This is a genomic window from Kribbella sp. NPDC051587, from assembly GCF_044453945.1.
In the GTDB taxonomy this organism is placed as follows: Bacteria; Actinomycetota; Actinomycetes; order Propionibacteriales; family Kribbellaceae; genus Kribbella.
Window position 1 is genome coordinate 179,205 of the sequence record NZ_JBITDE010000002.1, and the last position, 21,845, is coordinate 201,049.

Below are 21,845 nucleotides of genomic sequence, written 5' to 3' on the forward strand. Positions count from 1 at the left end.
GGTGGGGCGGCGCGCCCTCACGCGCGCCGTACTGGGTTTGTGACGGGAAAACAGGGGATGTAGATGAGTTCACTGTGGGACGAACTGATCCATGAGCTGGGGACGGTGCGCGCCTTGAGCGCGGCCGCTCTGGAGGCGCGCTCCGAGTCGTCGCGGGTCGCGTTGATCACGTTGCTGGATGCCGAGACCGCGGAGATCTCGGCCATCCTCGAGCAGATTCTCCGCGACGCCCGGGAGCGCGCGGAGGCCCAGCAGACGTCAGCGGCCTAGCAGTTGGCTGACGGCTGTCTGCAGGGCTTGGGTGGGATCGGCGGGTAGCTCGGACGCGCGGTAGGCGATGTGTGCGTCCGGGCGGACCAGAAGACAGCCGTTGTCCGCGATCTCGCGGACGCGCGCCCAGTCGCCGTACAGGTCCTCGAGTTCGCGGCCGGGGCCGATCAGGAAGGGCTCGATCGGTACGCCGAGCTGTTCGGCGACCGACTGGGCTGCCTTCACCCACGCCTCACCACCGATGCCGGTGAGCAGGGTGAACCGGCCCTTGCCGACCACGTCGAGCGTGCTGACGGTGTCGGAGCCGCGGGTCAGCCAGGTGTGCGGGATGCGTGCGCCCGGCCAGGTCGTCGGGTGGTAGAAGAGCTCAGGATCCCGGTCGTACGACGGTTCCGGCGTACCGTCGGTGATCACCGCGGCCGATCGATACCGCTGGCCGAGTTCGACGCCGTGCGCGTTGAACTCGTAGTCCTTCAGCTCGATCGCCACCCGCAGCTCCTCGCGCTGCGCGATGCCCTCGGGGGTGTCGTCCTTGCGAGACTCGATCGTGCGGCCTTCCGGGGCGTCCGGGGTCATCCCCAACGCCTTGAAGATCTGGCCGAACTGGGTCCGGCTCTTGTTCGCCCGATCCACGATCTGCCGGGCGATCGGCGTCCGCTCCTCGTCGTACGTCGTCAGCAGGTCAGGTGACGCGTGGCCCTTGAGGACGTGCGCGAGCTTCCAGGCCAGGTTGTACGCGTCCTGGATGGACGTGTTCGAACCGAGGCCGTTGCTCGGCGGATGGCGGTGGATCGCGTCGCCCATGCAGAACACGCGGCCGGACGACGCCTTCTCGGCGTACATGTGATTGACGCTCCACACCGAGGTGCCCTTCAGCTTCACGTCGATCGTGTCGTCACCCACCAGGTTGTGCACGATCTCGGTCGCCATCGCCTCGTCCACCACCGGCGCGGGCTGGGTGATGTCGTAGCCCCAGACGATCAGCCACTCGGTCCACGGGCGGACCATCCGGATCAGGCCGGCGCCGATCCCGCCGATCTGCGCACCCGGCTGCAGCACCCAGTAGAGGACGCTCGGCCGGTGGGCGACGTACTTGGACAGGTCGGCCTCGAAGACGATGTTCATCGAACCCTCGATGTCCATCGCGCCGGCCATCGGCAGGTTGATGTCCTGGGCCACCTTGCTCCGGCCGCCGTCCGCGCCGATCAGGTACTTGGCCCGGATCTGGTAGGTCTCGCCGTTGAGTCGATCGCGAACGGTCGCGGTCACACCGTCGTCGTCCTGTTCGAGTGACAGGTACTCCGTGTTGAAGCGGATCTTCGCGCCGCGGGAGGCCGCCGTACTGACGAGAATCGGTTCGAAGAGGGTCTGCGGCAGGTCTAGCGGCAGCGTTGGGCTGGCTTCGGTGTAGTCGGCGAGCCGGCGCGGATGCGTGCCCCACGTGCGGATCCGGCCGATCTCTTCACCGGCGAGGCTGGTGCAGAACGCGGTCTGACCCATCAGGTGGTGCGCGGTGCCCTTGCCGGTGACCTGGTCCTCGATGCCCATGTCGCGCATCAGTTCAACCGTGCGCTGGTTGGTGATGTGGGCCCGCGGGGTGTTCGCGGTCCAGCCGTAGCGGGTCAGCACGATGTTGTCGACGCCGTACGAGGACAGGAAGAGGGAGGCAGCTCCACCGGCCGGGCCGCTGCCGACAATCAGGACGTCGGTGGTGATCATCGCGTCTCCTCAGCGAGTACCAGGTCGTAGTTGACGGAGTAGTGGCCGTCGGGATGTTCGGTGAACTCGGTGACCAGGGAGTCCTTGACGCCGAAGACGGCGTCCTGGTCCAGGTACTGGTCGCCCTTCTCGAAGACGTGGGTGATCAGGCGGTGGTAGCCGGGTGCGGTGACCATGAAGTGGATGTGCGCCGGGCGCATCCAGCCGCGACCACCGGCGCGGAGCAACTCACCGACCGGCCCGTCGACCGGGATCGGGTACGCGACCGGCTTCACCGCCCAGAACGAGTAGTTGCCGTCGGCATCGGTCATCAGATGACCGCGGTTCTGTGGCCCGGTCAGACCGTCCTTCTGGACGTCGTAGAAGCCGTCCTCGTCGGCCTGCCAGGTCTCCACCCGGGCGTTGGCGATCGGCTCTCCGCGAGTGTCCAGGACCCGCCCGCTCACCAGGCACGGGAGTCCCGGCGCGCCGTTCGCGAGGTCGTCGCCGTTCTTCACCTCGGGTGAACCCTCGACGAAGAAGGGTCCGAACACCGTCGACTCGGTCGCGTTCTCGGCCGCCGGACTGCCCAGACCCACCGTCAGCATCGAGAGTCCGAGGACATCGGCGAGCAGGACGAACTCCTGCCGCTTGTCGTTCGAGATCTGGCCGGTCCGGGTCAGGAAGTCGATCGCGTGGAAGTACTCGTCCTCGGTGAGATTGACCTCGCGCGCGAACGCGTGCAGATGCCGCACGAGCGCCTTCATCACCTCCGCGGTTCGCGGCTCCGTGCTCCCGTCGAAGCTGGCCACTACCGCGTCGGTCAGCTGATCGCCTTGCAGGTCCATCTGTTGGCTCCTCATCCTTCGATCACCATGGCCAGCCCCTGCCCGACACCGATGCAGAGGGTGGCCAGTCCGTAGCCGCCGCCGCGCCGCTTCAGCTCGTGCGCGAGGGTGGTGAGAATGCGGGTGCCGGAGCTGCCGAGGGGGTGCCCGAGGGCGATCGCTCCGCCGTTCACGTTGACCTTGGTGGGGTCGAGGTCGGGCCATTGGCCCAAGCAGGCAAGGCTTTGCGCGGCGTACGCCTCGTTGAGTTCGACCAGGGTGAGGTCGTCCCAGCCGATGCCTGCCTTGGCCAGTGCTTTGGTGGACGCCTCCACCGGGCCGATGCCGAAGTACTGCGGCTCCACGCCCTGCACCGCCCGGCTGACGATCCTTGCTAGTGGGTTGATGTTGAGCCTTCGTGCGGCCGCTTCGTCACCGATCAGTACGGCGGATGCTCCGTCGTTCAAGGTGGAGGCGTTGCCGGCGGTGACGGTGCCGTTGTCGCGGAAGGCGGGCTTGAGCTTCGCCATCAGCTCCGGGGTGCTGCCGTCGCGAATCGACTCGTCCCGGGTCAGCGGGGTGTGCTTCTTGGGCAGGATCTCGGTGAGGTGATCCCACGGCAGGACCTCGTCGTCGAAGGTGCCGGCGGCCCAGGCCTTGGCGGCCTTCTCGTGCGATTCGAGGGCGAACAGGTCCTGCGCTTCCCGAGTGATGCCGTACTTCTCCGCGAGCTGTTCGGTCGCCTCACCGAGCGAGACCGTCCACTCCTTCGGCATTCGGGGGTTGATGAACCGCCAGCCGAGCGAGGTCGACTCCGCTTGGAGGCTGCCGTGCGGGAAGGCTCTGTCCGGCTTGGGCAGGACCCACGGTGCGCGACTCATCGACTCGACACCGCCCGCGATGAGTAGGTTCGCGTCGCCGGTCTCGATCGCGCGCGCCGCCTGGATCGCGGCTTCCAGACCCGACCCGCAGAGCCGGTTGACCGTCGTACCGGGGACGCTGGTGGGGAAGCCGGCCAGCAGGGCGGCCATCCGGGCGACGTCGCGGTTCTCCTCGCCGGCGCCGTTCGCGTTGCCGAGGATGACGTCGTCGAGCTGGGCGGGGTCGAGATTCGGGTTTCTTCGGGCGAGCTCTTGCAGGGTGACGGCCGCGAGGTCGTCCGGGCGGGCGCCGGACAGCGCGCCGCCGAGTTTGCCGACCGGGGTGCGGACGGCGTCCAGCAGATAGGCCGATCTCATGGTGCTGCTCCTTCAGGGCCTGGTGCCGGCCCACGCTCTGGTCAGAATCTCTTCCACGTCGTCAGGGAAACGGTCCGCGGCCTCAAGGGCCTGCTCCCGCGTCAGCCCGAGCGCTTGCAGGCTCGTCGGAACGTTCGCCGCTTCGAACAGGTCGAATAGACCTGTCGCCAGGTTGTCGGTCTGCAGTGCTTCTTCCAGCCGTGCCTTCGCCCGCGGTACCTCAGGTGCCTTCACCCGGGTGACTTGGGGGAGGACCGCTGCGTGTGTCTCTGCGTGCGGCAGGTTGTAGGTGCCACCGAGGAGGTGACACAGCTTGTGATGTACACCGGTCCCGGCGGAGGCGAGTGCGGACCCGGCCAGGCAGGCGCCGTACAGAAGGTTGCCTCTGGCCTCTATGTCGGTGGGGCTCTGGATCACCTGGTGGAGGCCGAGGCTCAGGGCACGGGCGGCTTCTACTGCGGTGGTTTCGGTGATCGGGTTCGCCTTCTCCGTCCACACGGCTTCCACGCAATGCGCGAGCGCGTTGGCAACGCTTGCCGCGGTGACTGTGAGCGGGAGGTTGATCGTGAGTTCGGGGTCGTAGACGACCGTCTTCGGGAGCACTCTCACGTCGGTGCCGGTGGTCTTGCTGCCGCCGCTGGTCTCACCCCACACCGGCGTCATCTCAGATCCGGCGTACGTGGTGGGAACGGCGACGATCTGTACGTCGGCGGTCAGTGCGATCGCCTTCGCCAGGCCGACCGCGGAGCCGCCACCGATGGCGATGACGCCGTCTGCCTGGACCGCTTGGGCCTTGGCCCGCGCCGCCTCGGCGACCTCGGTCGGTACGTGTTGCCGGACGCCGTCGATGCGCCCGGCAAAGCGTTCTTTCAACCCTGCCTGGACTTCATCGGCTGCGTGCTGCGCGGAGCCGGTCGCGATGACGAGCGCTCCGCGGATGCCGAGGAGTTCGACCTCCGCGGCGACCCGGTGCAGGCTGCCCGTCCCGAAGACCACGCGACCGGCGTACGACGTGTGAATGAACGACCCGGTCATCTTGTTGCCTTAGGCATCGATGACCTCGCGGGCGCGCAACCGGCGCAGCATGTCCAGCTCGACCTCGGTCGGGGCCGGGACGCTCTCGATGTTCTCGGCGATCTTCAGATCCCAGCCGGTGACGGCACGGGCCTGCTCGACCGTCACACCGGGGTGCAGGCGCGTCATGGTCAGCTCGTTGGTCTCCGGGTCCGGCTCGAGGACGCCGTGGTCGGTGATCACCAGCGTCGGACCGGCGCCGGGCGCCTGCCGTTCGCGGCCGGTCGGTCCATAGCCGACCGAGGTGACGAAGTCGACCTGCTCGACGAACGTCCGCGGCGACTGCTTCACGATCACGATCACCCGGCCGGCGTTCGCCGCGATCTCGGGCGCGCCACCGGCACCGGGTAGCCGGGTCTTCGGTGCGTCGTGATCGCCGATCACCGTCGTGTTGATGTTCCCGAACCGGTCGATCTGCGCGGCGCCGAGGAAGCCGACGTCGATCCGGCCGGCGCCGACCCAGTAGTTGAACATCTCCGGCACCGAGACCACCGAGGTCGCGGTGGCCGCCAGGTCGTCGTCCCCGATCGACAGCGGCAGCCGGCGCGGCTTGGCGTCGATCGCGCCCGATTCGTAGACCAGCCGGCAGTCGGGCGCATGCGTGTGCCTGGCCAGGTTCGCCGCGAGGTTCGGCGGGCCGACCCCGACCAGGCACACGTCCCCGTCATGCAGTTCGCGGGCGGCGGCGACGTTCATCATGTCCGCGCTGTTCCAGCTCTCAGACATCGGCAACTGCCTCCAGTCCGGTCTCCTTGGCCCAGGCGAGGAAGGAGCCGCGATCACGCGACACCGCATCCCACTGCTGGTAGAAGTCGTTGTCCCGCGTCGAGTAGCCGAGCGCGTACGACGGCCACGCCCCACCCGGTACGACGCTCACCGCCTTCAGCGCCCACTCGGGCAGAATCACCGCTCCGGTGCGCTCGGGGAACTCGTCCACGATCTCCTCGACCGTGACGATCGCCCGGTCCGCCGCGAGGATCGCCTCGCGCTGGACGCCGGTGAGACCCCACAGCATCACGTTGCCCTCGCGGTCTGCGAGCTGTGCGTGGATGACAGTCACATCTGGGTTCACGGCTCGCACTGCGGCCAGTTCCTCGCCGGTGAACGGGCAGGTGACCCGGCTGATGATGTCGCTCTGCTGCTCAAGGTCGGTGCCCCGGTATCCCCGCAGTACGGCGAACGGCAGTCGACCGGCACCAGCGACGTACGCGTTGGCCAGGCCCGCGTGGCTGTGCTCGTGGACGACCAGCTTGTGCGGCCAGTGGTTCTCCACGGCATCACGCAGGCGATGCAACGAGCCGACGCCGGGATTGCCGCCGTACGAGAAGACGAGTTCGTCCGCGACGCCGAGGCCGATCAGCTGGTCGTAGACGACGTCGGGCGTCATCCGGACGAGCTTCAGGTGCCGGCGGCCCTGGCGGGCGATCTCGTGCGCGGCGGCGAACGGGATCAGGTGGGTGAAGCCCTCGAGCGCGACGGTGTCACCGTCGTGGACGTGAGTCGCTATCGCTTCGTCGAGCGGGACTGGACGGGGCATGCGCGGCTCCACTATGATTTCGCTGAGCGAAAAGTTCTTCTTTCAACGAAAAGTAGGCTAACCGATGGCCGGTGAGGCGTCCAGTGGGACCTTCCTGCAAGGTCTCGAGCGTGGGCTTGCGGTGATCCGCGCGTTCTCCGCCGCGGCGCCCGCGCTGACGCTGAGCGAGGTGGCGCGCGACGTCGGCATCACGCCGGCCACCGCGCGGCGGATCCTGCTCACGCTCGAGCAGCTCGGCTACGTCCGCACCGACGGCCGCCAGTTCTCACTGACCCCGCGCGTGCTGGCGCTCGGTTGGGCCTACCTGTCCTCGCTGGACCTCGGTGAGCTGGCCGGGCCGTACATGGAAGAGCTGAGCGCCGCGACCCGCGAGTCCTGCTCGATCGCGACGCTCGACCTCCCCGACATCGTGTACGTCGCTCGCGTCCCCACCAGCCGGATCATGACCGTGGCCCTCGGGGTAGGCGCGCGACTGCCCGCCTACCCCACCTCGATGGGCCGCGTCCTCCTGTCCGGCCTCCCGCCGGCCGACCTGGATGCGTACCTGTCGTCGCTGGCCGCCGAGCCCCTCACCGACCACACGGTCACCGCACCCGAAGCTCTCCGCGCGACCATCGATCAGGCGCGCGTCGACGGCTACGCCCTGGTCGACCAGGAGCTCGAGCTAGGCCTCCGCTCCCTGGCCGCCCCCATCCGCAACTCCCGCGACCGGATCATCGCCGCCCTCAACGTCTCCGCCCACGCCTCCCGCTCCACCCCCGACTCCCTGTGCCAGGAAGTCCTCCCGCACCTCCTCCGCGCCGCCGACCACATCACCACCGCCCTGAAGCACCGCGGCGGTTAGCCGAGGCCGAGTTGGGCGTTGAAGGACTGGTTGTCCCAGAAGAGGTACTCCTCGTCCATGGTGTTGTGGCGGTTCCAGATGCCGACGGTGGCCATGGTGATCTTGTAGGACTTGTTGGTGGGCTTGATGTAGCCGCCGTTGCCGTCGGGCATGGGGCGGGTGAAGGTGCCTTCCATGATTCCGGTGACCGCGGTCAGTTCGTTGGTCGCGACCCGGAGTGGGTGCTGCTGGATGCGGGTGTCGGGCGCCCAGACGAACATCGCCTTCAGATCCGCGATGTGCTTGTCGATGCCGTCGGTGAAGTGCCCGTCCGGCCAGTGCACGCGGATGTTGCGGGCGTGGCTCTCGTCGAGCCGGTTCCACTTCTGGCCGGTGAAGATCTCGAAGTCCAGCTCGTCGAAGGTCCGCAGGTGCCGCCGCTCCTGGGCAGACAGGTGCGCCGGGTAGTCGTCGTGCGCGAGTGCGGTCCCGTTGTTCACCGCGGCCAGGGCCAGTGCGCCCAGACCTACCGCGCCGCTGTTCCTGATCAGAGAGCGCCGATCGATCGTCATGATCCCTCTTCCTCGTACCTGTAGTTTCTGATAGATACTGCTTACCAATAGAAACTACAAACTTCAAGTACCTGGTTCCTGTGACGAACTACACTGGTCAGGTGAGCGAGGACATCGAGTACGACGTGTTCTCGGCCGCCTGTCCGTCCCGGCCGGTGCTCGAGGACGTGACCGGCCGCTGGGGAGCGCTGGCGCTCGGAGCGCTGGCCGATGGGCCACTGCGCTTCAACGAGCTGCGCCGGCACGTCGACGGGGTCAGCCAGAAGATGCTGGCCCAGTCCCTGCAGGCGCTCGAACGCGACGGCCTGGTGTTGCGGGACGTCCAGTCGACGTTCCCGCTGAAGGTCGAATACAGCCTGACGCCGACTGGCGCCGTACTGGCTGCGAAGCTGCTCGACCTGATCGGCTACCTCACGACGAGCATGCCGACGATCCTCACGGCTCAGTCCGAGTACGACGAAGCCCACGCCGACTGACTGTTTCGTCAGCGGGCGTGGGCCTCGCGGGGTGCTGTCTCAGGCGTGCGTGGCCTGGAAGATCTCCAGGTAGTGCGGGTTGTTCATGATGCCGATGACGTTGCCGAACGGGTCCGTGACCGAGGCCGTGATGAAGCCGGTGTTCTGGCCGCGCTCGGTGATCTCCTCGACGAGGGTGGCGCCGAGTTCGAGCAGCCGGGCGAGTGACGCCTCGAGGTTGTCCACGTGCCAGTAGAGGATCGATCCCGCCGGTCCGCCGCCCACGGAGTGCGGGGCGAACTTGGCGTTGATGATGCCGAGCTCGGCCTGGAAGTCGCCGATCCGGAACTCGACGTACTGCGGGTCCTCCGCCGTCGGAACCGCGAAGTACGCCTCGGCCCCGAGCAGCTCCGCGTACCAGTCGCGCGCCGCCTTCACGTCGTCCGCGTAGAAACTCACCGTCGCCATGCCTCGCAACAATCTGCCCACACCCTTCATCTGCTGTGCTGATGTCTCTACTCTCGCAGGAGTAGCGGCCAGGTTCTGTCCGCTACTTCCTCCGATTTCGGATTCGCTGCAAGACGTCGAGCTGGGCGGGGTTGTAGACGTCGTGCATGGCCAGGTCGATCGTGCGCCCGACGTGCTGTGGGCCGCCGGGGGCCGTCGCCCGGGACTCGCGTAGTTCCGGGAATTCGGCGCGGATCTCGGCGAAGTGCGTCTCGAGGCGAACGACCAGGTCGGCACGGGTGCTCTCGGGCGCGTCCGGCGGGAGCCGGTCGAACTCGCCGACGGAGGGATCCTCGACGTACTCGACCAGGAACCGCTTCCAGGCCTCGAGCCCCTCAGGCCCCAGCAGGCGAGCCTGGACGACCAGCAGGGCGCGGTCGTTGGCGGGCATCGCGCCGATGAGAGGTGCCCACTCGGCGGGGAAGTCGGTCGGCCAGCCGTGTTCGAGGATGGGAGTGAGTTCGGCGCGGAGGCGTTGCAGCCGCTCGATGCCGGCGGCGAGTTCGACGTCGAGCTGTCGGAGCGTCTGTTCGGAAGGTTCGTCCTGGTGCTCGGCGATCTGCGCGAGGGAGAGGCCGAGCTCGGCCAGTCGGCGGATCTGCAGCAGGCGGGTCAGCTCCGCGACGCCGTACTGCTTGTAGCCGTTGGAGGTTCGCTGGGGCTCGGGCAGCAGGCCGAGCTTGTGATAGTGCCGGACCGCTTTGACCGTCGTGCCTGCCAGCTCGGCGAGCTGCCGGGTGCTCCACGCCATGGGCCCGATCCTGCCATGGCGTGGAGGGCTAGCGGCTATGCGCCGCAGCGCAGGTCGTGCTTCGGCCGCTTCCCGTCGACGAGGAAGGCCGTTGCCACGTTGAGGACGCACGCGTTGCCGCCGTACACGTAGGCGCCGTGGCCGCCCTGGTCGACGCTGACCAACCGGGCCCGGTCCCCGAAGGCCTTGCGCAGCAGGACGCCACCGATGTGTGGGGTCGCGGGGTCGCGGAGGTTCTGCAGGAGAAGGATGTTGGCCGGACCCTTACTGCTGATCGTGGCCGGCGGTTCGGCGGGGGCGTGTGGCCAGAACGCGCACGGGTTGATGTTGGCGCCGGCCGCTCCGAACAGCGGGTGGCGCTTGCGAGCATCCTGTACGTCGCGTTGGTAGGTGGCGAGGTCCCGCGGCCAGACCGAGTCGTTGCAGACGACGGCGAGGTACGCCGACAGGCTGTTGTCGTACGGCGAGACCTGGCCGGCCGACTGGTTGTCCTGGGCAACTTTCTGCTGCGCGCCGCCGAGAACGGGATCGGCGGCAAGGGCGTTGGGTGCCGACAAGGTGGAGGCTGTGGTCAGCTGGTCGGAGGCGGCGAAGCTCTGCAGGCCCTGCCAGAGCTGCGCGAGCCGGGGGAAGTCGTGGTCGGCGTAGAGGCTGGAGAAGGCGGTGATCCGGAAGGCGGCACCGTCGTACCCGAGAACCGGCTTCGTCTCCAGTCGCTTCGCGAAGGCGAGGAAGTTCCGGCGCACTTCGGCGGGTGTGCGGCCGAGCCCGTACGCCGCGTTCCGGGCGGCCGCGAACTTCGCGAAGTCGGGGAATCGCTGCTCAGCGCCGAGCCCGAAGCGGAGTTGGCTCTCGCGGGTGAGGACTGTGCCGCCGGAGTTGCTGTCGAGGATGATGCGGTCAGTGCGTTCCGGGAAGAGCGAGGCGTACGTCGCGCCGAGCGCCGTACCGTACGAGCCGCCGAAATAGCTGAGCTTCGGCTCGCCCAGCGCTGCCCGGATGACGTCCATGTCGCGTGCCGTGTTGGCGGTCGACAGGAACCGGAGGCGTCCGTCGTGGTCGTTGGCGGCGCACTGGTCGGCGACGCCCTTGGCGATGGCGGCCTGCCTGGTCACCGCCGCCGCGTCGGCCGGGTACGGCGGGACATTGCCGCCGTACGGTTGGCCGGTGGTGAAGCCGCAGCTGACCGGCGCGGAGTGGCCGACGCCGCGCGGATCCATCCCGACCAGGTCGTAGCTGTCGAGCACGCTGCCCGGAATCCCGAGCGTCACCAGCTCAGCCGGCATGGACAGGCCCTCGCCGCCCGGGCCGCCGGGGTTGGTCAGCAGGACGCCGCGGCGCTTCGCGCTGTTGCCGGCCACCCGGGACAGCATGATGTCGATCGTCGTGCCGCCGGGCTGCGTGTAGTCGAGCGGCACCGGAACCGTTGTGCACTCCATCGGGACCGCTGGGAACTTCGCCGTGACATCCGCTGCGCACCCAGCCCACACCACCTTCGAGGCTGCCGAGGTGGTTCCGGCGGTGGCCGCGGTGCTGTTGGTCGGTATCAGCATCGATCCGATCGCCGCGATCGTGAGCCCCCAGCTCGCGATCCGTCTGCGTCCCCGTCCCATGGTGTGTCTCCTCTGCTGCTCGGATGCTTCCGAGCAGCAGCTGAAACCGTGGCCTTAGGGCACAGTCAAGTCGTCAGTCGGTCTGGGTGACCTTGCGGAGGCCGCGTGGGGCGTCGGGGTCGAGGCCGAGCTTGCGGGCGAGGGCTTCGATCGCGCGCTGGGCGGGGATGACGAGGGCCAGCGGGGCCAGGGTCTCGGGGAGATCCGGGCCGGGCAGGTTCACGTCGCAGCGGGAGGCGAAGGTCGGGTCGCCGCCGATGCCGAGGATCTTGCTGCCCTTCTCGCGGACCAGGCCGGCCAGCTCGGTCATGCCGGGCAGGGCGGGGCCTTCGCCGGCGGCGACCAGGATGGTGACCAGGTCGGCGTCGACGACCGCGATCGGGCCGTGCTTCAGGTCGGCGTACGAGAGACCTCGGACCGGCTGGAGGCAGGTCTCCTCGAGCTTGAGCGCGACCTCGAGGGTGGTGCCGAAGGTCAGGCCGCGACCGCTGGCGAGGACGTCGTGCGCGGCGGCGAGCAGCGCGGCGGCCTCCTCGACCGAACCCTCGAGCATCTTCGCCGCCGCGTCCGGAACGCGGGCGATATCGGCGTCCAGCGTGCCCGGCTTCTGCGCGAGCGCGTCGACGACGACCGTGATCGCGGCCAGCTGGGTGGTGTAGGTCTTGGTCGCCGGGACCGCGAGCTCCTTGCCGGCCTGGGTGATCAGGGCGACATCGGCGGTCGAGGCGAGCTGGCTGTCGCCGTCGTTGGTGATGCCGACGACGGCCGCGCCGTTGCGCTTGGCCCACTCGGCGGTCTCGACGATCTCCTGGGTCGCCCCGGACTGGCTGACCGCCACGACCAGCGAGTTCGACAGGTCGAGGTTGGCGCCGTACAGCGTCGCGACCGACGGAGCGGCCAGCGCGGCCTGCCGGCCGGCGTGGATCTCGGTCAGGTAGCGCCCGTAGACGCTCGCGTTGTCGGACGATCCCCGGGCAACGAAGATGACGTTGCGGCGTCCCGCGGCCAGCCGCGTGATGTCGTGCCGCAGCGGGAGAACATGCTCGAACGTCGCGGCCAGGGCGGCCGGCTGTTCGGCAATCTCGCGCGCCATCTGGGTTTCCGGGGCGGGAACAGACACCACTCAGATCACTGGTCCTATCTGGTCTTAACAGGTATGCTGCGCACGATAGCAGTGAGCGGCGTCCCGGGGCACCCCCGAGTCCCGCCCAGGTCTGGAGGATCGAGTTTCGATGGTGGCGACGAAGCGGGCCCAGGTCCGATCGGTGCTGGAGCGGCTGATCGATGTCGAGCTGCATCCGGGGGATCCGATCCCCTCGGAACGGGCCTTGGTGGACAAGCTGAACGTCTCCCGGGTGACCGTGCGGCAGGCGATCAGCGACCTGGTCGAGTCCGGCGCGCTGGAGCGGGTGCACGGCAAGGGCACCTTCGTCACCGGCCCGCAGGTCGACTCCCAGCTGCACCTCACCTCGTTCTCCCGGGAGATGCGGGCCCGCGGCCTGGAGCCCGGCACGGTGGTGCTGTCGGCCACCGAGATCGAGGCCTCCGACGAGACCGCGAAGGGCCTGCGGGTCGCCAAGGGCACCAAGGTGATCCGGGTCGAGCGGCTGCGCACCGCGGACGCCTCGCCGATGGCCTACGAGGTCGGCTTCTATCCGTCCGCGCTCTTCCCCGGCCTGCTCGGCCGTGAGCTCGGCACCCTGTACGACGTCTTCGCCAGCGAGTACGACGTCGTCGTCACCTCCGGTGAGCAGACCGTCCGGGCGGACAACGCCGACGGTCACGTCGCCCGGGTTCTCGGCGTGGCCAGGCGGGCACCCCTGCTGGTCCTCGAGCGCACCACCTTCGCCGGCCGTAAGGTCGTCGAGCTGTCCTGGTCGGCCTACCGGGCCGACCGCTACCGGCTGCACATGGCCCTCACCCCGCGGGGCCCGCGGACCGGTTCGGCCTGATCCAGACTGGACCGGTCCTGTCATCAACTGGTCTGTTCTTCTGCTGTTCGCTCCCCGGTCACCTGGCCGGTCAGCAGACGGGCCGCCGGGTACGACGAAGTACCCGGCGGCAATACTGGAGCTCAACACACAGGAACTTTGTTGTGAGGAGTACCGCGAGACATGCCTATTGCCACCCCTGAGGTCTACGCAGAGATGCTGGACAAGGCCAAGCAGAACCGCTTCGCCTACCCGGCCATCAACGTCAGCTCCTCGCAGACGCTGATCGCCGCACTGCGCGGTTTCGCCGAGGCGGGCTCGGACGGCATCGTCCAGGTCTCCACCGGCGGCGCCGAGTACCTGTCCGGCTCCACCGTGAAGAACATGGTGACCGGATCCGTCGCGCTGGCGGCCTACGCGCACGAGGTCGCCAAGAACTTCCCGGTGAACATCGCGCTGCACACCGACCACTGCCCCAAGGACAAGCTGGACGGCTTCGTCCGGCCGCTGCTGGAGATCTCCGCCGAGCGCGTCGCGCGCGGCGAGAACCCGCTGTTCCAGTCCCACATGTGGGACGGCTCCGCGGTCCCGCTGACCGAGAACCTCGAGATCGCCAAGGACCTGCTGGCCAAGGCCGCGGCGGCGAGGATCGTGCTGGAGATCGAGGTCGGCGTCGTCGGTGGCGAGGAGGACGGTGTCGCCAACGAGATCAACGAGAAGCTTTACACCACGGTCGAGGACGGTCTGGCCACGGTCGAGGCGCTCGGCGCCGGTGAGCACGGCCGCTACCTGACCGCGCTGACCTTCGGCAACGTGCACGGCGTCTACAAGCCGGGTGCGGTCAAGCTGCGTCCGGAGATCCTCAAGGAGATCCAGGATCAGGTCGGCGCCAAGATCGGCAAGGAGCGCCCGTTCGACCTCGTCTTCCACGGTGGCTCCGGCTCGACCCTGGAGGAGATCCGGGCCGCGGTCGACCACGGTGTCATCAAGATGAACGTCGACACCGACACGCAGTACGCGTTCACCCGCCCGGTCGCGGCGCACATGTTCGCCAACTACGACGGCGTCCTGAAGGTCGACGGCGAGGTGGGCAACAAGAAGGCCTACGACCCGCGCGCCTGGGGCAAGGCCGCCGAGGCCGGCATGGCTGACCGGATCAAGGAAGCCTGCGAGAGCCTCCGTTCCACCGGCACCTCGTTGAACGGCTGACATCACGGTTTCTCCTTCCAGGGCTGGGTTCTGAGCTCACGCTGGGAATTCGAGGGGGCTCATCGCTGCGGCGATGGGCCCCTTCGTCACATCCGGGCGAAGTCGACGTGCCGGATGTCGGTCCGCCGGACCGCCCGCTCGAACGTGCTCGTGATGCGGTCGAGCACGGTCTTCGGGTGGTCGAGGTCCGACCACGAGATCCAGCACCTCTCGACTGGTGGCGGACCGTCCGCGGTGGGCACCGGCGTGGGTTGCTCGACGTCCTCGTCGGGCTCCGCGTACCAGTTGGGCCGACGCGGCTCGAACTCGACGAGCGTGCGCTGATCCGGGAACCAGAGCGCGGCCTCGAGCTCCGGTACCTCGACACCTGGCGGCAAGTCCTTCGCCGGGTCGGGTAGGCCGGCAGTGCCGAGGATGAACCGCAGTCGCGACTCGGCCACGGAAGCCGCACCGCAGCACTGGGCGAGGACGCCGAGTGCCCGGCCGCCGCCGTACTCGAGAAGGTCGGCGGCCCGGCGCAAGCTGCGTCTGGTGACGAGACCGGCGTACAGAGCAGCGTCAGCCAGGGCGATCGCCGGCATCGTCGGTGCTGTCGACGCGACCTCGGCGACTGCTCGCGCCGCGGAGACCATGGGCAACCTGTTCCAGACCAGTACGCCGGGGCCGACCGGATCCCGGATATGCCGGTACACGCTGCCGACGCGGCCGCGACGCCCTGCTGGAGCCGTCACGTGGACGGTCGACAGGTCGAGCCCCCACACGGGCAGCGCATGCAGCACAGCGGCCGACTGATGGCTGGCGAAGACCTCACCACCCGTCGCCTGGAGCGCACGATGCACCCGCCGGGCATACAACACCTCCGGCGTCACCACCGAGAGCGCACCCTGCTCCGCATACGTCCCGTGCCGGATCCGCCGCCACCCGCCGCTCGCCAGCAAGTAGTCGATCTCCGCGTCGTCATATCCACAAGCTCGGGCATCCGCCCGCCGAAACACCCCACCCCGAAGGCTGGCCATCACTGCAAGTTGAGGATTCATACCTGTCAAGTTTCGTTAGCCGCCATCGGACGTTTGCGCAGGTCAGAGGCCACAAAGGTAGTCTGAAGCGCGTCTGGCACTCCCCGGCCGAGGCACTGTCAGTGACGGCTCACGGGCCGGACTTGGGCCTGCGGAGCCTCTCGTCAGCGTGAGAGAATCGGGCCTATGGATCGCCCTACGCAGAATGCCATTGATTCGCTTCCGCCGACCCTAATTCTATGGGACGTTGATCATACGTTGATCGAGAATGGCGGCGTCAGCAAAGACACTTACGCGTTGGGCTTTGAGTTGCTTGTCGGCCGCTCCCCAGAGGTCAGGCCGACGACGCACGGTCGGACAGACTTCCAGATTATGCGTGAGCTTTTCGCAGCCAACTCCATTGACTCTGATCAATACGCCATTGCCGACATCAGGGATGCGCTGTTGAAGGCCATGGAGACGATGGCGCCGCAACTCCCCGAGCGCGGCTATGCGCTACCGGGAGCACGCGAGACGTTAAAAGCACTCGCCCACAATTCGAGAATCATTCAATCTACCTTGACGGGCAACATTCAGGAGAACGGCCGATCCAAGCTTGCGGCTTTTGGTCTCGACAACCTGGTTGATCTGGAGGTCGGCGGCTACGGCTCCGACAATATTGTGAGATCTAAGCTGGTGGATGCGGCACGCGAGAAGGTCTTTCGCAAGTACGCCGTTCAGTTCGACGAGCAGTCAACGGTCCTCATCGGAGATACCCCGCTTGATGTGAAAGCCGCCATTGACGGAGGCGCGCAGATAATCGCGGTGGCTAGCGGCGTGCACGGGATTCAGGAACTGCGGGAGTCCGGGGCACGTGTTGCGTTGGATAATCTGCGAAATCTCGCGGATGTGGTCAGTGCCCTCACTGAGGTACGGGGATAGCTGCACCGGTGAACTCCCGAGACTCTTCCGACCAGACGAGCTCAAGACTGCGCATGTAGGTATCGAAGAGATCAGAATCTGGATGCCTGCGCAGATGCAGAATTGGTGCTAAGTACCCATAGGTTCCGTACGTGTGAGAGTTCACGAGCATCTGATCGTCGTATCGAAAGATTGAGTTGTACAGCGAGGTCCCATGAAGGCGGAACGAAACTCCATCAACACCAGCAAGTGGGGAGTAATAGGCGAGCGCCATTTTGATTCGCCCAGGGATGCCATCGTATAGACGCTCCTCATGACCTCGTAAAGCCATTGCCGGGTCGTCGGGATCACCCAGCAGGATGCGCACCTGAACCCCAGCCTTTGCCTTGTCTTTGAGTATTCGGATCGCCTCGGGATTATCCTCCGGTAGAAATAGGCTGGCATTCGCAAACAGGTCGATACTTTGAGTTGCTCCAAGCAATAGATTCAGCCAGAGACTTTTTGGTGTATCCGACCTGTGGGCATACAGGGCAACCAGATCAGCAGGTGTAGCAGCAGGCCGAGACACATCGGCATTAGATCCCCCGCCTTCCAGCGGATCAAATAGTTCTCCGTTCTCCGGCTTCAGCAATGCGGCGACGGTCCATCCGGGGAACATGCATTCAAGCACCCGACAATGCGCCGGGTGCGGGACGCCGACGAGGTCCCTTCCGGAAAGCCACCGATAGAAGGTCGCCTTACTCGGGAATCCTCCAACGAGAGTCCGATCCAATGCCGCCGCTATACGGTCGTACTCGCGGCAAAAGGCGCGGTACTCCTGCATGTGGCGCTGCTTCAGCAGAGCCTTGAGGCAAGTTCCCTGATTTGTCATGAGTTTTGTCCCCGCTCCGTCGAACTGTCCGCAGCCTAGCAAGCAGATGAGACAGAGACGAGAGCTGACGACCGTCAGACGGTCACAAGTGGGACACGCAAGGTGACGTAACGAGACGCAGAGTCCGGAAGTCTGAATCCCGTCAGTCAATCAGCGATCGACCGCACCGGCGGTTGCTGGTCCGCCAGGGGAAGGGGAGCAAGGATGAGCGCGAACGTGATGCCGGAAAGAAGGCGCGTCAGGGTGTGGTTCGGCAAGACACCCATTGCCGACTACATCGCTGCGCCGGAATTGGCGTTTCGGTATCAGGACGCGATGGGGAAACGGTTCGCGGGCCTCCCGATCACGAACGAGCCTCTTCCGCCGTTGCCTGATCCGGAAACCTTGCCTCCGCTCCGATGATTTCCGGAGCGTTCGCCTGGCGCAGCGCGGTGGCATCGCATTCGTGTTCTGAACGGGGAATCGTGGTTACGCGTGCAGTTTGCGGCTATCTCAGGAAGGGATTCCTGATGACAAGCACAGAGGTGATGCTTTTGCGCCGCTCCATAATGGATCGCGCCGTGCAAGAAGGATTTGCCGCCGACGAAGTCGAGATCTACGAAGAAGAGTTAGATAGGGCGGCAGAGAAGCTGACGGCATGCCTCAATGCCCTTTTGGATGCCGAGTTGCGCGTAATGATAATCCCGAGTCTCCTCCACCTGTCCGCATTAGGGAACCCGCTGCAAGTGCGCAGCCTTTTCGAACAGCAGGGAATCAGGGTTGTGCTCGCGCAAGCCGTAGGTTCGGCGACCTAGAAACCTCATGATCTGGCGGAGCGGGCGTGCTGGTCAGGGATCCCCTCAACCATCCTCCTCATGGTCTCGTGACATTACTCCGCGTCCGTTCCGCCCTCCAGACTGGGCAACTCTCTCGCCTGGCGGATTGAGGGAGTGCCCAAATCCGACGCTCCTCGGCGTGCGCGAGCCGGGGAGCGTCGGGCACGTAAACCATCAATAGAAGTAAGCATGAACGGAACGTTGTGTGAACGGCCAATGGGTCTAACCGGGGATGGCCGGTGAGTTCCGTTCTCTAGTTCGCAGTCCGTGACCGTCTCGCGTGCATACCTGCTCCCCCCTGTGGAGGAGGTCTCACCGGGGCGGTTGCGGGCTGCATCCCGCAAGTAGCAGGCGCAGGTGAACGTGAGTCCGGGCCACCCCTTCCCTTGGCAGAGACACGGGGTGGCCCGGTTGGAGGACCGCGAGGACCCCCGGGGCAGATGGTACCCCCGGGGGTCCTTGTGCTGCCCGAGCTAGAGCGGCCCTGGGCGCTGCCTTTTGAACGCCAGGGGCCTGGCGTACATGGCACTAAAAATTTCTATGGCGCTCGCGCCGGCAATCTTTAATTCAGAAAATTTTTTGTCCAACTTTTTCACCGAAGGGAATCCGTCCCCCATGTCCCAAGTTCAGCAACTCAAGGTTCAGCTTCACCAAATCGCCACTGAGGCAACTAGCGGGGCTGCCAGCCTCGGTGCCTTCAAGCAGCGCTTTGCCGGTAATAGCGCACAGGTGCTCGCATTGATTCAGGGTTCGGCGACGAAGGCTGACGCGGATATCAGCGAGCTTCTCGACGCGGCGGGCAGGGCGGTCGAGCAGGCTTCAGAGGCTTTGCTGATCGCGGCACAGGGTTGCAAAAGCTATGCAGATCAGATTTGATCGGCGCGGTTTCCGATGCCGTCGGAACTACAGCGCGTTGCCGGGGAGTTGCTGGCTTGTATTGATCAGATCCCGAATGTGGTGGCCTATCTCCAGCGGACGGCGTTCCGGTGCCGTGAACAGGCTGCACATTTAGCTGCCTTTGGATCGAACAATCCGGGAGTGCGTTCGGCGGCGGTTCAGCTCGACGCAGCCGCGCGGGCGTGCGAGCAGGCCGCCGAATATGCCGGGCGGGTTCCTCCGCGTGCGCGCGGCTGGGCTGAGCAGATGGTCAGTGGCGAAAGACCGGCGACTAAAGCAGATCCCACGATCAGTGCGGCACCAACTCGACGGCATCCAGATTCTGTGCAGAACATCATGCGACGACTGCCGCAGAGAAATCCCAGAAACAGTGATCCGACCACAGGAATCTTTATCGACAACCATGGAAAGCAGAATGACTTTGTCAGCGGGCGTGGAGACTTCCTCGAAAGGAAGGCGCTGGATCTTTGCAGCGAGAAAGGATGGCCGCCGTACGACCGAACGAGCCACACCGAAATCAAGTTCGCCATGCATATGCGCCTCAAAGGAATCAAACGTGCAACCCTTTATCTGAACAACGAGCCATGCATCACTCCGGGATTCAATTGCCCGAAACTCCTTCCGCGGTTCTTGCCGCCCGGGTCGGAGCTTGTAGTATACGGACCGAACGGCTATCGCGGCATCTTCAAAGGCAGGGACGAGGAATCGGCATGAACTACACAATCAGTGCCTCATATGGCGGTCACGACGACTCGACCAAGCTTGCCAGCGAGGGCGACGTTGAAAGCTATCTCGTCACGCTTCTTGAAGCTGCAATAAATGATCCGGACAATACCTGCGCCTGGCTCTACATTGACGGCCGCCAGCTGGACGAGGACGGTTTGACCGACCACGAAATGCGGATCGGCATCGTCCCCGACGCCTCTGCGTGGACCTTGGGGTTTACCGACCTGCGCGGAAGCATGTACGTGAAAGGCCGAGACAGCGGACAGGAGGAAGTTCGGCTGTTCATGCAGGGTCACGATGAGAGCTTCCCGGCCGATTCCCTTATAAGTGTCGATATCGTGAAGTCCGCAATTGCCGAAGCACTCCGCACCGGTCAGCGGCCAGAGAATGTCTTGTGGTCACCCACCCGCGAAGGGGCGCAGCAGTGAAGTACGAATACACAATCAGCGCTCATTACAAGCCTGGCGAGACGGTGGCGATTGTTGACGATAAGTCGGCCGCTGCTTTCCTTGACCATCTCGTGCTGGACGCAACACGCTCCGTCGATTCGTCCGCAGCGACCCTGATCGTCAACGAACGCCGCAAAGACGCAGACGGCCTCCCCGACCATCAGCTGATTGTCGGCGTCGATCCCGCATCCAAGTCGGGCGGCCTCGCTTATACCGATCGTCAAGGAACTGTCTACGCAATCGGCCGAATGAGCGATCGTGACGAAGTCGTCTATCTCTGCCACGGATACGCCGAGCAGTTCCCGCAAAACTCAGTGCTGGATCTCACCCAGACATTGACCGCCATCAAGGACATGCTCCGAACCGGCGAGCGTCCACAGAATCTGAACTGGGCACCGATGCCCGCCGCTGAGGGCTCCTGAGTCCTTGCCATAATTCCAAATGGCCGCTGCGCGTAATGCGCGGCGGCCATTTGGAATTTGTAGAGTCTGGCCGCTACTGGGGCCGGTAGTGAAGTTGCGTGTCCTCGGCGCTGCGTCGCGTTTCCTGCATGAGAATCGGCTGGCCGTCGTGGGTGGTTATTCGCCGCGTGATCAGCATGGGGATTCCATCGGGGATGCGGAGCGAATGAGCATCTGCGGGCGTCGGGTTCCGCGCGCCCACGTAGTCATTGAAGTCAAGCGCCATTCCAGCGGCCTTCGCCGCCTTGAAAGTCTCGCGGGCTGAAATGTAAGGCCGGCGGGCAATTCCGCGCAATTTTTTCGCGACCGTCGCCGGGATATAGTTTCGCAGAAAGATGCGTGTTCCCGTGTCGTTTTCAAGTAGGCGATCCGAGGCGTGAAATAGCGTCCCCTCAACGACGCCGAACGTGAGCGCTAATGGCCCTTCCGCGTTGGTGTCGTATTTGCTCGGCGGCTCAATGTCTCGCCATTCGCCCCCGGTGGACTCGGAGTCAACGTAGTTGCCGTCACCATCCACGGTGATTGTCCGGTGATGCGTGCGGCTGGGCCAATCGCCAGCCCGGCGAACAAACACACCTTTGCCGTGAATCGACTGCACAAGCCCCTCGGACCGCAGAACAGCAATCGCACGCTGAACGGTCAGCCGGTTGACCTCGAACTCCGCGCTGAGGGTTCGCTCGGACGGTAGGACCGTAGCCGGGGGCAACTGACCGGAAAGGATCTTGTCGCGCAGAATCCCGGCGATGAGATCCGTCTTACCGGTGGCGGGCACACCCGCGATCACGCCAGCCTCATGAAGGGCTTGGGCGGCGGACTCACTAAGGGCGTCGCCGCCCTGGGCCTTGGCGTTCACTGGCTCACTCCCTGATCTGTAAAGCCGGAGTTCCTCGATCTGGCATTCAAGGTTCTGCGCAGCAGCTCCCAACCAGCACGATCCTCACGAGCGACTGGCGATCACAGGTTCGGAATCTGTTGACCTGGGTCAACAGATTACCTGGTTGCGCCAGTGGTGTACACCAGTTACGGTTGATCCACTGGAGTACACCAGTGAACGGCCCGGCAGACGACGGACCAACTGGGGAAAGGTGGTGTGCTTTGCGAAACAACAGCGGTGGACGGTCGGTGTTCCGGACAAGATGCGCATGCGGTGCGCAGAAAGAACGCGGCCGAGTGTGTTGCCGTAAGTGTGCTTTGCGTTTCCGCTG

26 protein-coding genes are annotated in these 21,845 nt (G+C 65.7%); 12 read left to right on the top strand and 14 right to left on the bottom strand.

The window, feature by feature from the left end:
* Positions 1–63 precede the first annotated feature (63 nt).
* Positions 64–270: a hypothetical protein gene (locus ACIA49_RS06970; RefSeq protein ID WP_396376190.1), complete on the top strand. Its 207-nt coding sequence runs from the start codon at positions 64–66 to the stop codon at positions 268–270.
* On the opposite strand, the gene ACIA49_RS06975 is transcribed toward ACIA49_RS06970, so the two are convergent.
* Genes ACIA49_RS06975 through ACIA49_RS07000 form a run of 6 tightly spaced genes read right to left on the bottom strand, consistent with a single transcriptional unit; the run spans position 259 to position 6,644 of the window.
* Entirely contained in the window at positions 259–1,989 is a 1,731-nt protein-coding gene (locus ACIA49_RS06975; protein WP_396376191.1) for an FAD-dependent oxidoreductase, read from the bottom strand. The genes ACIA49_RS06970 and ACIA49_RS06975 overlap by 12 nt on opposite strands.
* Positions 1,986–2,816 carry an intradiol ring-cleavage dioxygenase gene (locus ACIA49_RS06980; protein WP_396376192.1) on the bottom strand — a complete coding sequence of 277 codons (831 nt, stop codon included), beginning with the start codon at positions 2,814–2,816 and terminating at the stop codon, positions 1,986–1,988. The genes ACIA49_RS06975 and ACIA49_RS06980 overlap by 4 nt, the downstream gene beginning before the upstream one ends.
* 11 nt (positions 2,817–2,827) lie before the next feature.
* Positions 2,828–4,033, bottom strand: a complete 1,206-nt coding sequence (locus ACIA49_RS06985; protein ID WP_396376193.1) for a thiolase family protein — start codon at positions 4,031–4,033, stop codon at positions 2,828–2,830.
* Positions 4,034–4,045: 12 nt separating this feature from the next.
* Entirely contained in the window at positions 4,046–5,068 is a 1,023-nt protein-coding gene (locus tag ACIA49_RS06990) for a maleylacetate reductase (protein WP_396376194.1), read from the bottom strand.
* A gap of 9 nt (positions 5,069–5,077) precedes the next feature.
* A complete protein-coding gene (locus ACIA49_RS06995) occupies positions 5,078–5,833 on the bottom strand; it encodes a CoA-transferase subunit beta (RefSeq protein ID WP_396376195.1) in 756 nt (251 codons plus the stop codon).
* Entirely contained in the window at positions 5,826–6,644 is an 819-nt protein-coding gene (locus ACIA49_RS07000; RefSeq protein WP_396376196.1) for a CoA transferase subunit A, read from the bottom strand. The genes ACIA49_RS06995 and ACIA49_RS07000 overlap by 8 nt, the downstream gene beginning before the upstream one ends.
* Before the next feature lie 64 nt (positions 6,645–6,708).
* On the opposite strand from ACIA49_RS07000, the gene ACIA49_RS07005 reads away from it, so the two are divergent.
* Positions 6,709–7,488, top strand: a complete 780-nt coding sequence (locus ACIA49_RS07005) for an IclR family transcriptional regulator C-terminal domain-containing protein (protein WP_396376197.1) — start codon at positions 6,709–6,711, stop codon at positions 7,486–7,488.
* Here ACIA49_RS07005 and ACIA49_RS07010 read toward each other — a convergent pair.
* Positions 7,485–8,039: a hypothetical protein gene (locus ACIA49_RS07010; RefSeq protein ID WP_396376198.1), complete on the bottom strand. Its 555-nt coding sequence runs from the start codon at positions 8,037–8,039 to the stop codon at positions 7,485–7,487. The genes ACIA49_RS07005 and ACIA49_RS07010 overlap by 4 nt on opposite strands.
* A gap of 101 nt (positions 8,040–8,140) precedes the next feature.
* On the opposite strand from ACIA49_RS07010, the gene ACIA49_RS07015 reads away from it, so the two are divergent.
* The gene (locus ACIA49_RS07015) at positions 8,141–8,515 is read left to right on the top strand and encodes a winged helix-turn-helix transcriptional regulator (RefSeq protein ID WP_396376199.1); all 375 of its coding nucleotides are present in this window, start codon (positions 8,141–8,143) and stop codon (positions 8,513–8,515) included.
* Between the two features lie 39 nt (positions 8,516–8,554).
* On the opposite strand, the gene ACIA49_RS07020 is transcribed toward ACIA49_RS07015, so the two are convergent.
* The 4 genes from ACIA49_RS07020 to ACIA49_RS07035 form a co-directional block, all read right to left on the bottom strand.
* Complete coding sequence (locus ACIA49_RS07020) at positions 8,555–8,962, bottom strand: VOC family protein (protein ID WP_396376200.1); 408 nt, start codon at positions 8,960–8,962, stop codon at positions 8,555–8,557.
* Between the two features lie 82 nt (positions 8,963–9,044).
* Positions 9,045–9,752, bottom strand: coding sequence for a MerR family transcriptional regulator (locus ACIA49_RS07025; RefSeq protein ID WP_396376201.1), 708 nt, complete (start codon positions 9,750–9,752; stop codon positions 9,045–9,047).
* A 35-nt stretch (positions 9,753–9,787) separates the two neighbouring features.
* A complete protein-coding gene (locus tag ACIA49_RS07030) occupies positions 9,788–11,365 on the bottom strand; it encodes an alpha/beta hydrolase (protein ID WP_396376202.1) in 1,578 nt (525 codons plus the stop codon).
* A gap of 73 nt (positions 11,366–11,438) precedes the next feature.
* Positions 11,439–12,458, bottom strand: coding sequence for an SIS domain-containing protein (locus ACIA49_RS07035; RefSeq protein WP_396376203.1), 1,020 nt, complete (start codon positions 12,456–12,458; stop codon positions 11,439–11,441).
* A gap of 139 nt (positions 12,459–12,597) precedes the next feature.
* Here ACIA49_RS07035 and ACIA49_RS07040 point away from each other — a divergent pair, with 139 nt between their 5' ends.
* Both ACIA49_RS07040 and fbaA read left to right on the top strand, forming a co-directional pair.
* Positions 12,598–13,317, top strand: a complete 720-nt coding sequence (locus ACIA49_RS07040) for a GntR family transcriptional regulator (RefSeq protein WP_391548511.1) — start codon at positions 12,598–12,600, stop codon at positions 13,315–13,317.
* Between the two features lie 162 nt (positions 13,318–13,479).
* The gene (gene fbaA / locus ACIA49_RS07045) at positions 13,480–14,505 is read left to right on the top strand and encodes a class II fructose-bisphosphate aldolase (RefSeq protein WP_396376204.1); all 1,026 of its coding nucleotides are present in this window, start codon (positions 13,480–13,482) and stop codon (positions 14,503–14,505) included.
* 86 nt (positions 14,506–14,591) lie between these two features.
* On the opposite strand, the gene ACIA49_RS07050 is transcribed toward fbaA, so the two are convergent.
* A complete protein-coding gene (locus tag ACIA49_RS07050) occupies positions 14,592–15,521 on the bottom strand; it encodes a type IV toxin-antitoxin system AbiEi family antitoxin domain-containing protein (protein ID WP_396376205.1) in 930 nt (309 codons plus the stop codon).
* A gap of 186 nt (positions 15,522–15,707) precedes the next feature.
* Between ACIA49_RS07050 and ACIA49_RS07055 the strand changes: the two genes are divergently transcribed.
* Complete coding sequence (locus ACIA49_RS07055) at positions 15,708–16,442, top strand: HAD family hydrolase (RefSeq protein WP_396376206.1); 735 nt, start codon at positions 15,708–15,710, stop codon at positions 16,440–16,442.
* Here the strand turns inward: ACIA49_RS07055 and ACIA49_RS07060 are convergent.
* Entirely contained in the window at positions 16,423–17,244 is an 822-nt protein-coding gene (locus ACIA49_RS07060; RefSeq protein WP_396376207.1) for a hypothetical protein, read from the bottom strand. The genes ACIA49_RS07055 and ACIA49_RS07060 overlap by 20 nt on opposite strands.
* Before the next feature lie 252 nt (positions 17,245–17,496).
* Between ACIA49_RS07060 and ACIA49_RS07065 the strand changes: the two genes are divergently transcribed.
* From ACIA49_RS07065 to ACIA49_RS07090, 6 genes are all read left to right on the top strand, one after another.
* The gene (locus ACIA49_RS07065) at positions 17,497–17,694 is read left to right on the top strand and encodes a hypothetical protein (protein WP_396376208.1); all 198 of its coding nucleotides are present in this window, start codon (positions 17,497–17,499) and stop codon (positions 17,692–17,694) included.
* 107 nt (positions 17,695–17,801) lie between these two features.
* Positions 17,802–18,086, top strand: coding sequence for a hypothetical protein (locus ACIA49_RS07070; RefSeq protein ID WP_396376209.1), 285 nt, complete (start codon positions 17,802–17,804; stop codon positions 18,084–18,086).
* A 543-nt stretch (positions 18,087–18,629) separates the two neighbouring features.
* Entirely contained in the window at positions 18,630–18,983 is a 354-nt protein-coding gene (locus ACIA49_RS07075; protein WP_396376210.1) for a hypothetical protein, read from the top strand.
* 15 nt (positions 18,984–18,998) lie between these two features.
* Positions 18,999–19,718, top strand: a complete 720-nt coding sequence (locus ACIA49_RS07080) for a DddA-like double-stranded DNA deaminase toxin (protein ID WP_396376211.1) — start codon at positions 18,999–19,001, stop codon at positions 19,716–19,718.
* The gene (locus tag ACIA49_RS07085; RefSeq protein ID WP_396376212.1) at positions 19,715–20,158 is read left to right on the top strand and encodes an Imm1 family immunity protein; all 444 of its coding nucleotides are present in this window, start codon (positions 19,715–19,717) and stop codon (positions 20,156–20,158) included. The genes ACIA49_RS07080 and ACIA49_RS07085 overlap by 4 nt, the downstream gene beginning before the upstream one ends.
* A complete protein-coding gene (locus ACIA49_RS07090) occupies positions 20,155–20,601 on the top strand; it encodes an Imm1 family immunity protein (RefSeq protein ID WP_396376213.1) in 447 nt (148 codons plus the stop codon). The genes ACIA49_RS07085 and ACIA49_RS07090 overlap by 4 nt, the downstream gene beginning before the upstream one ends.
* Before the next feature lie 73 nt (positions 20,602–20,674).
* On the opposite strand, the gene ACIA49_RS07095 is transcribed toward ACIA49_RS07090, so the two are convergent.
* Positions 20,675–21,493, bottom strand: coding sequence for a GntR family transcriptional regulator (locus ACIA49_RS07095; protein ID WP_396376214.1), 819 nt, complete (start codon positions 21,491–21,493; stop codon positions 20,675–20,677).
* Positions 21,494–21,845: the final 352 nt, after the last annotated feature.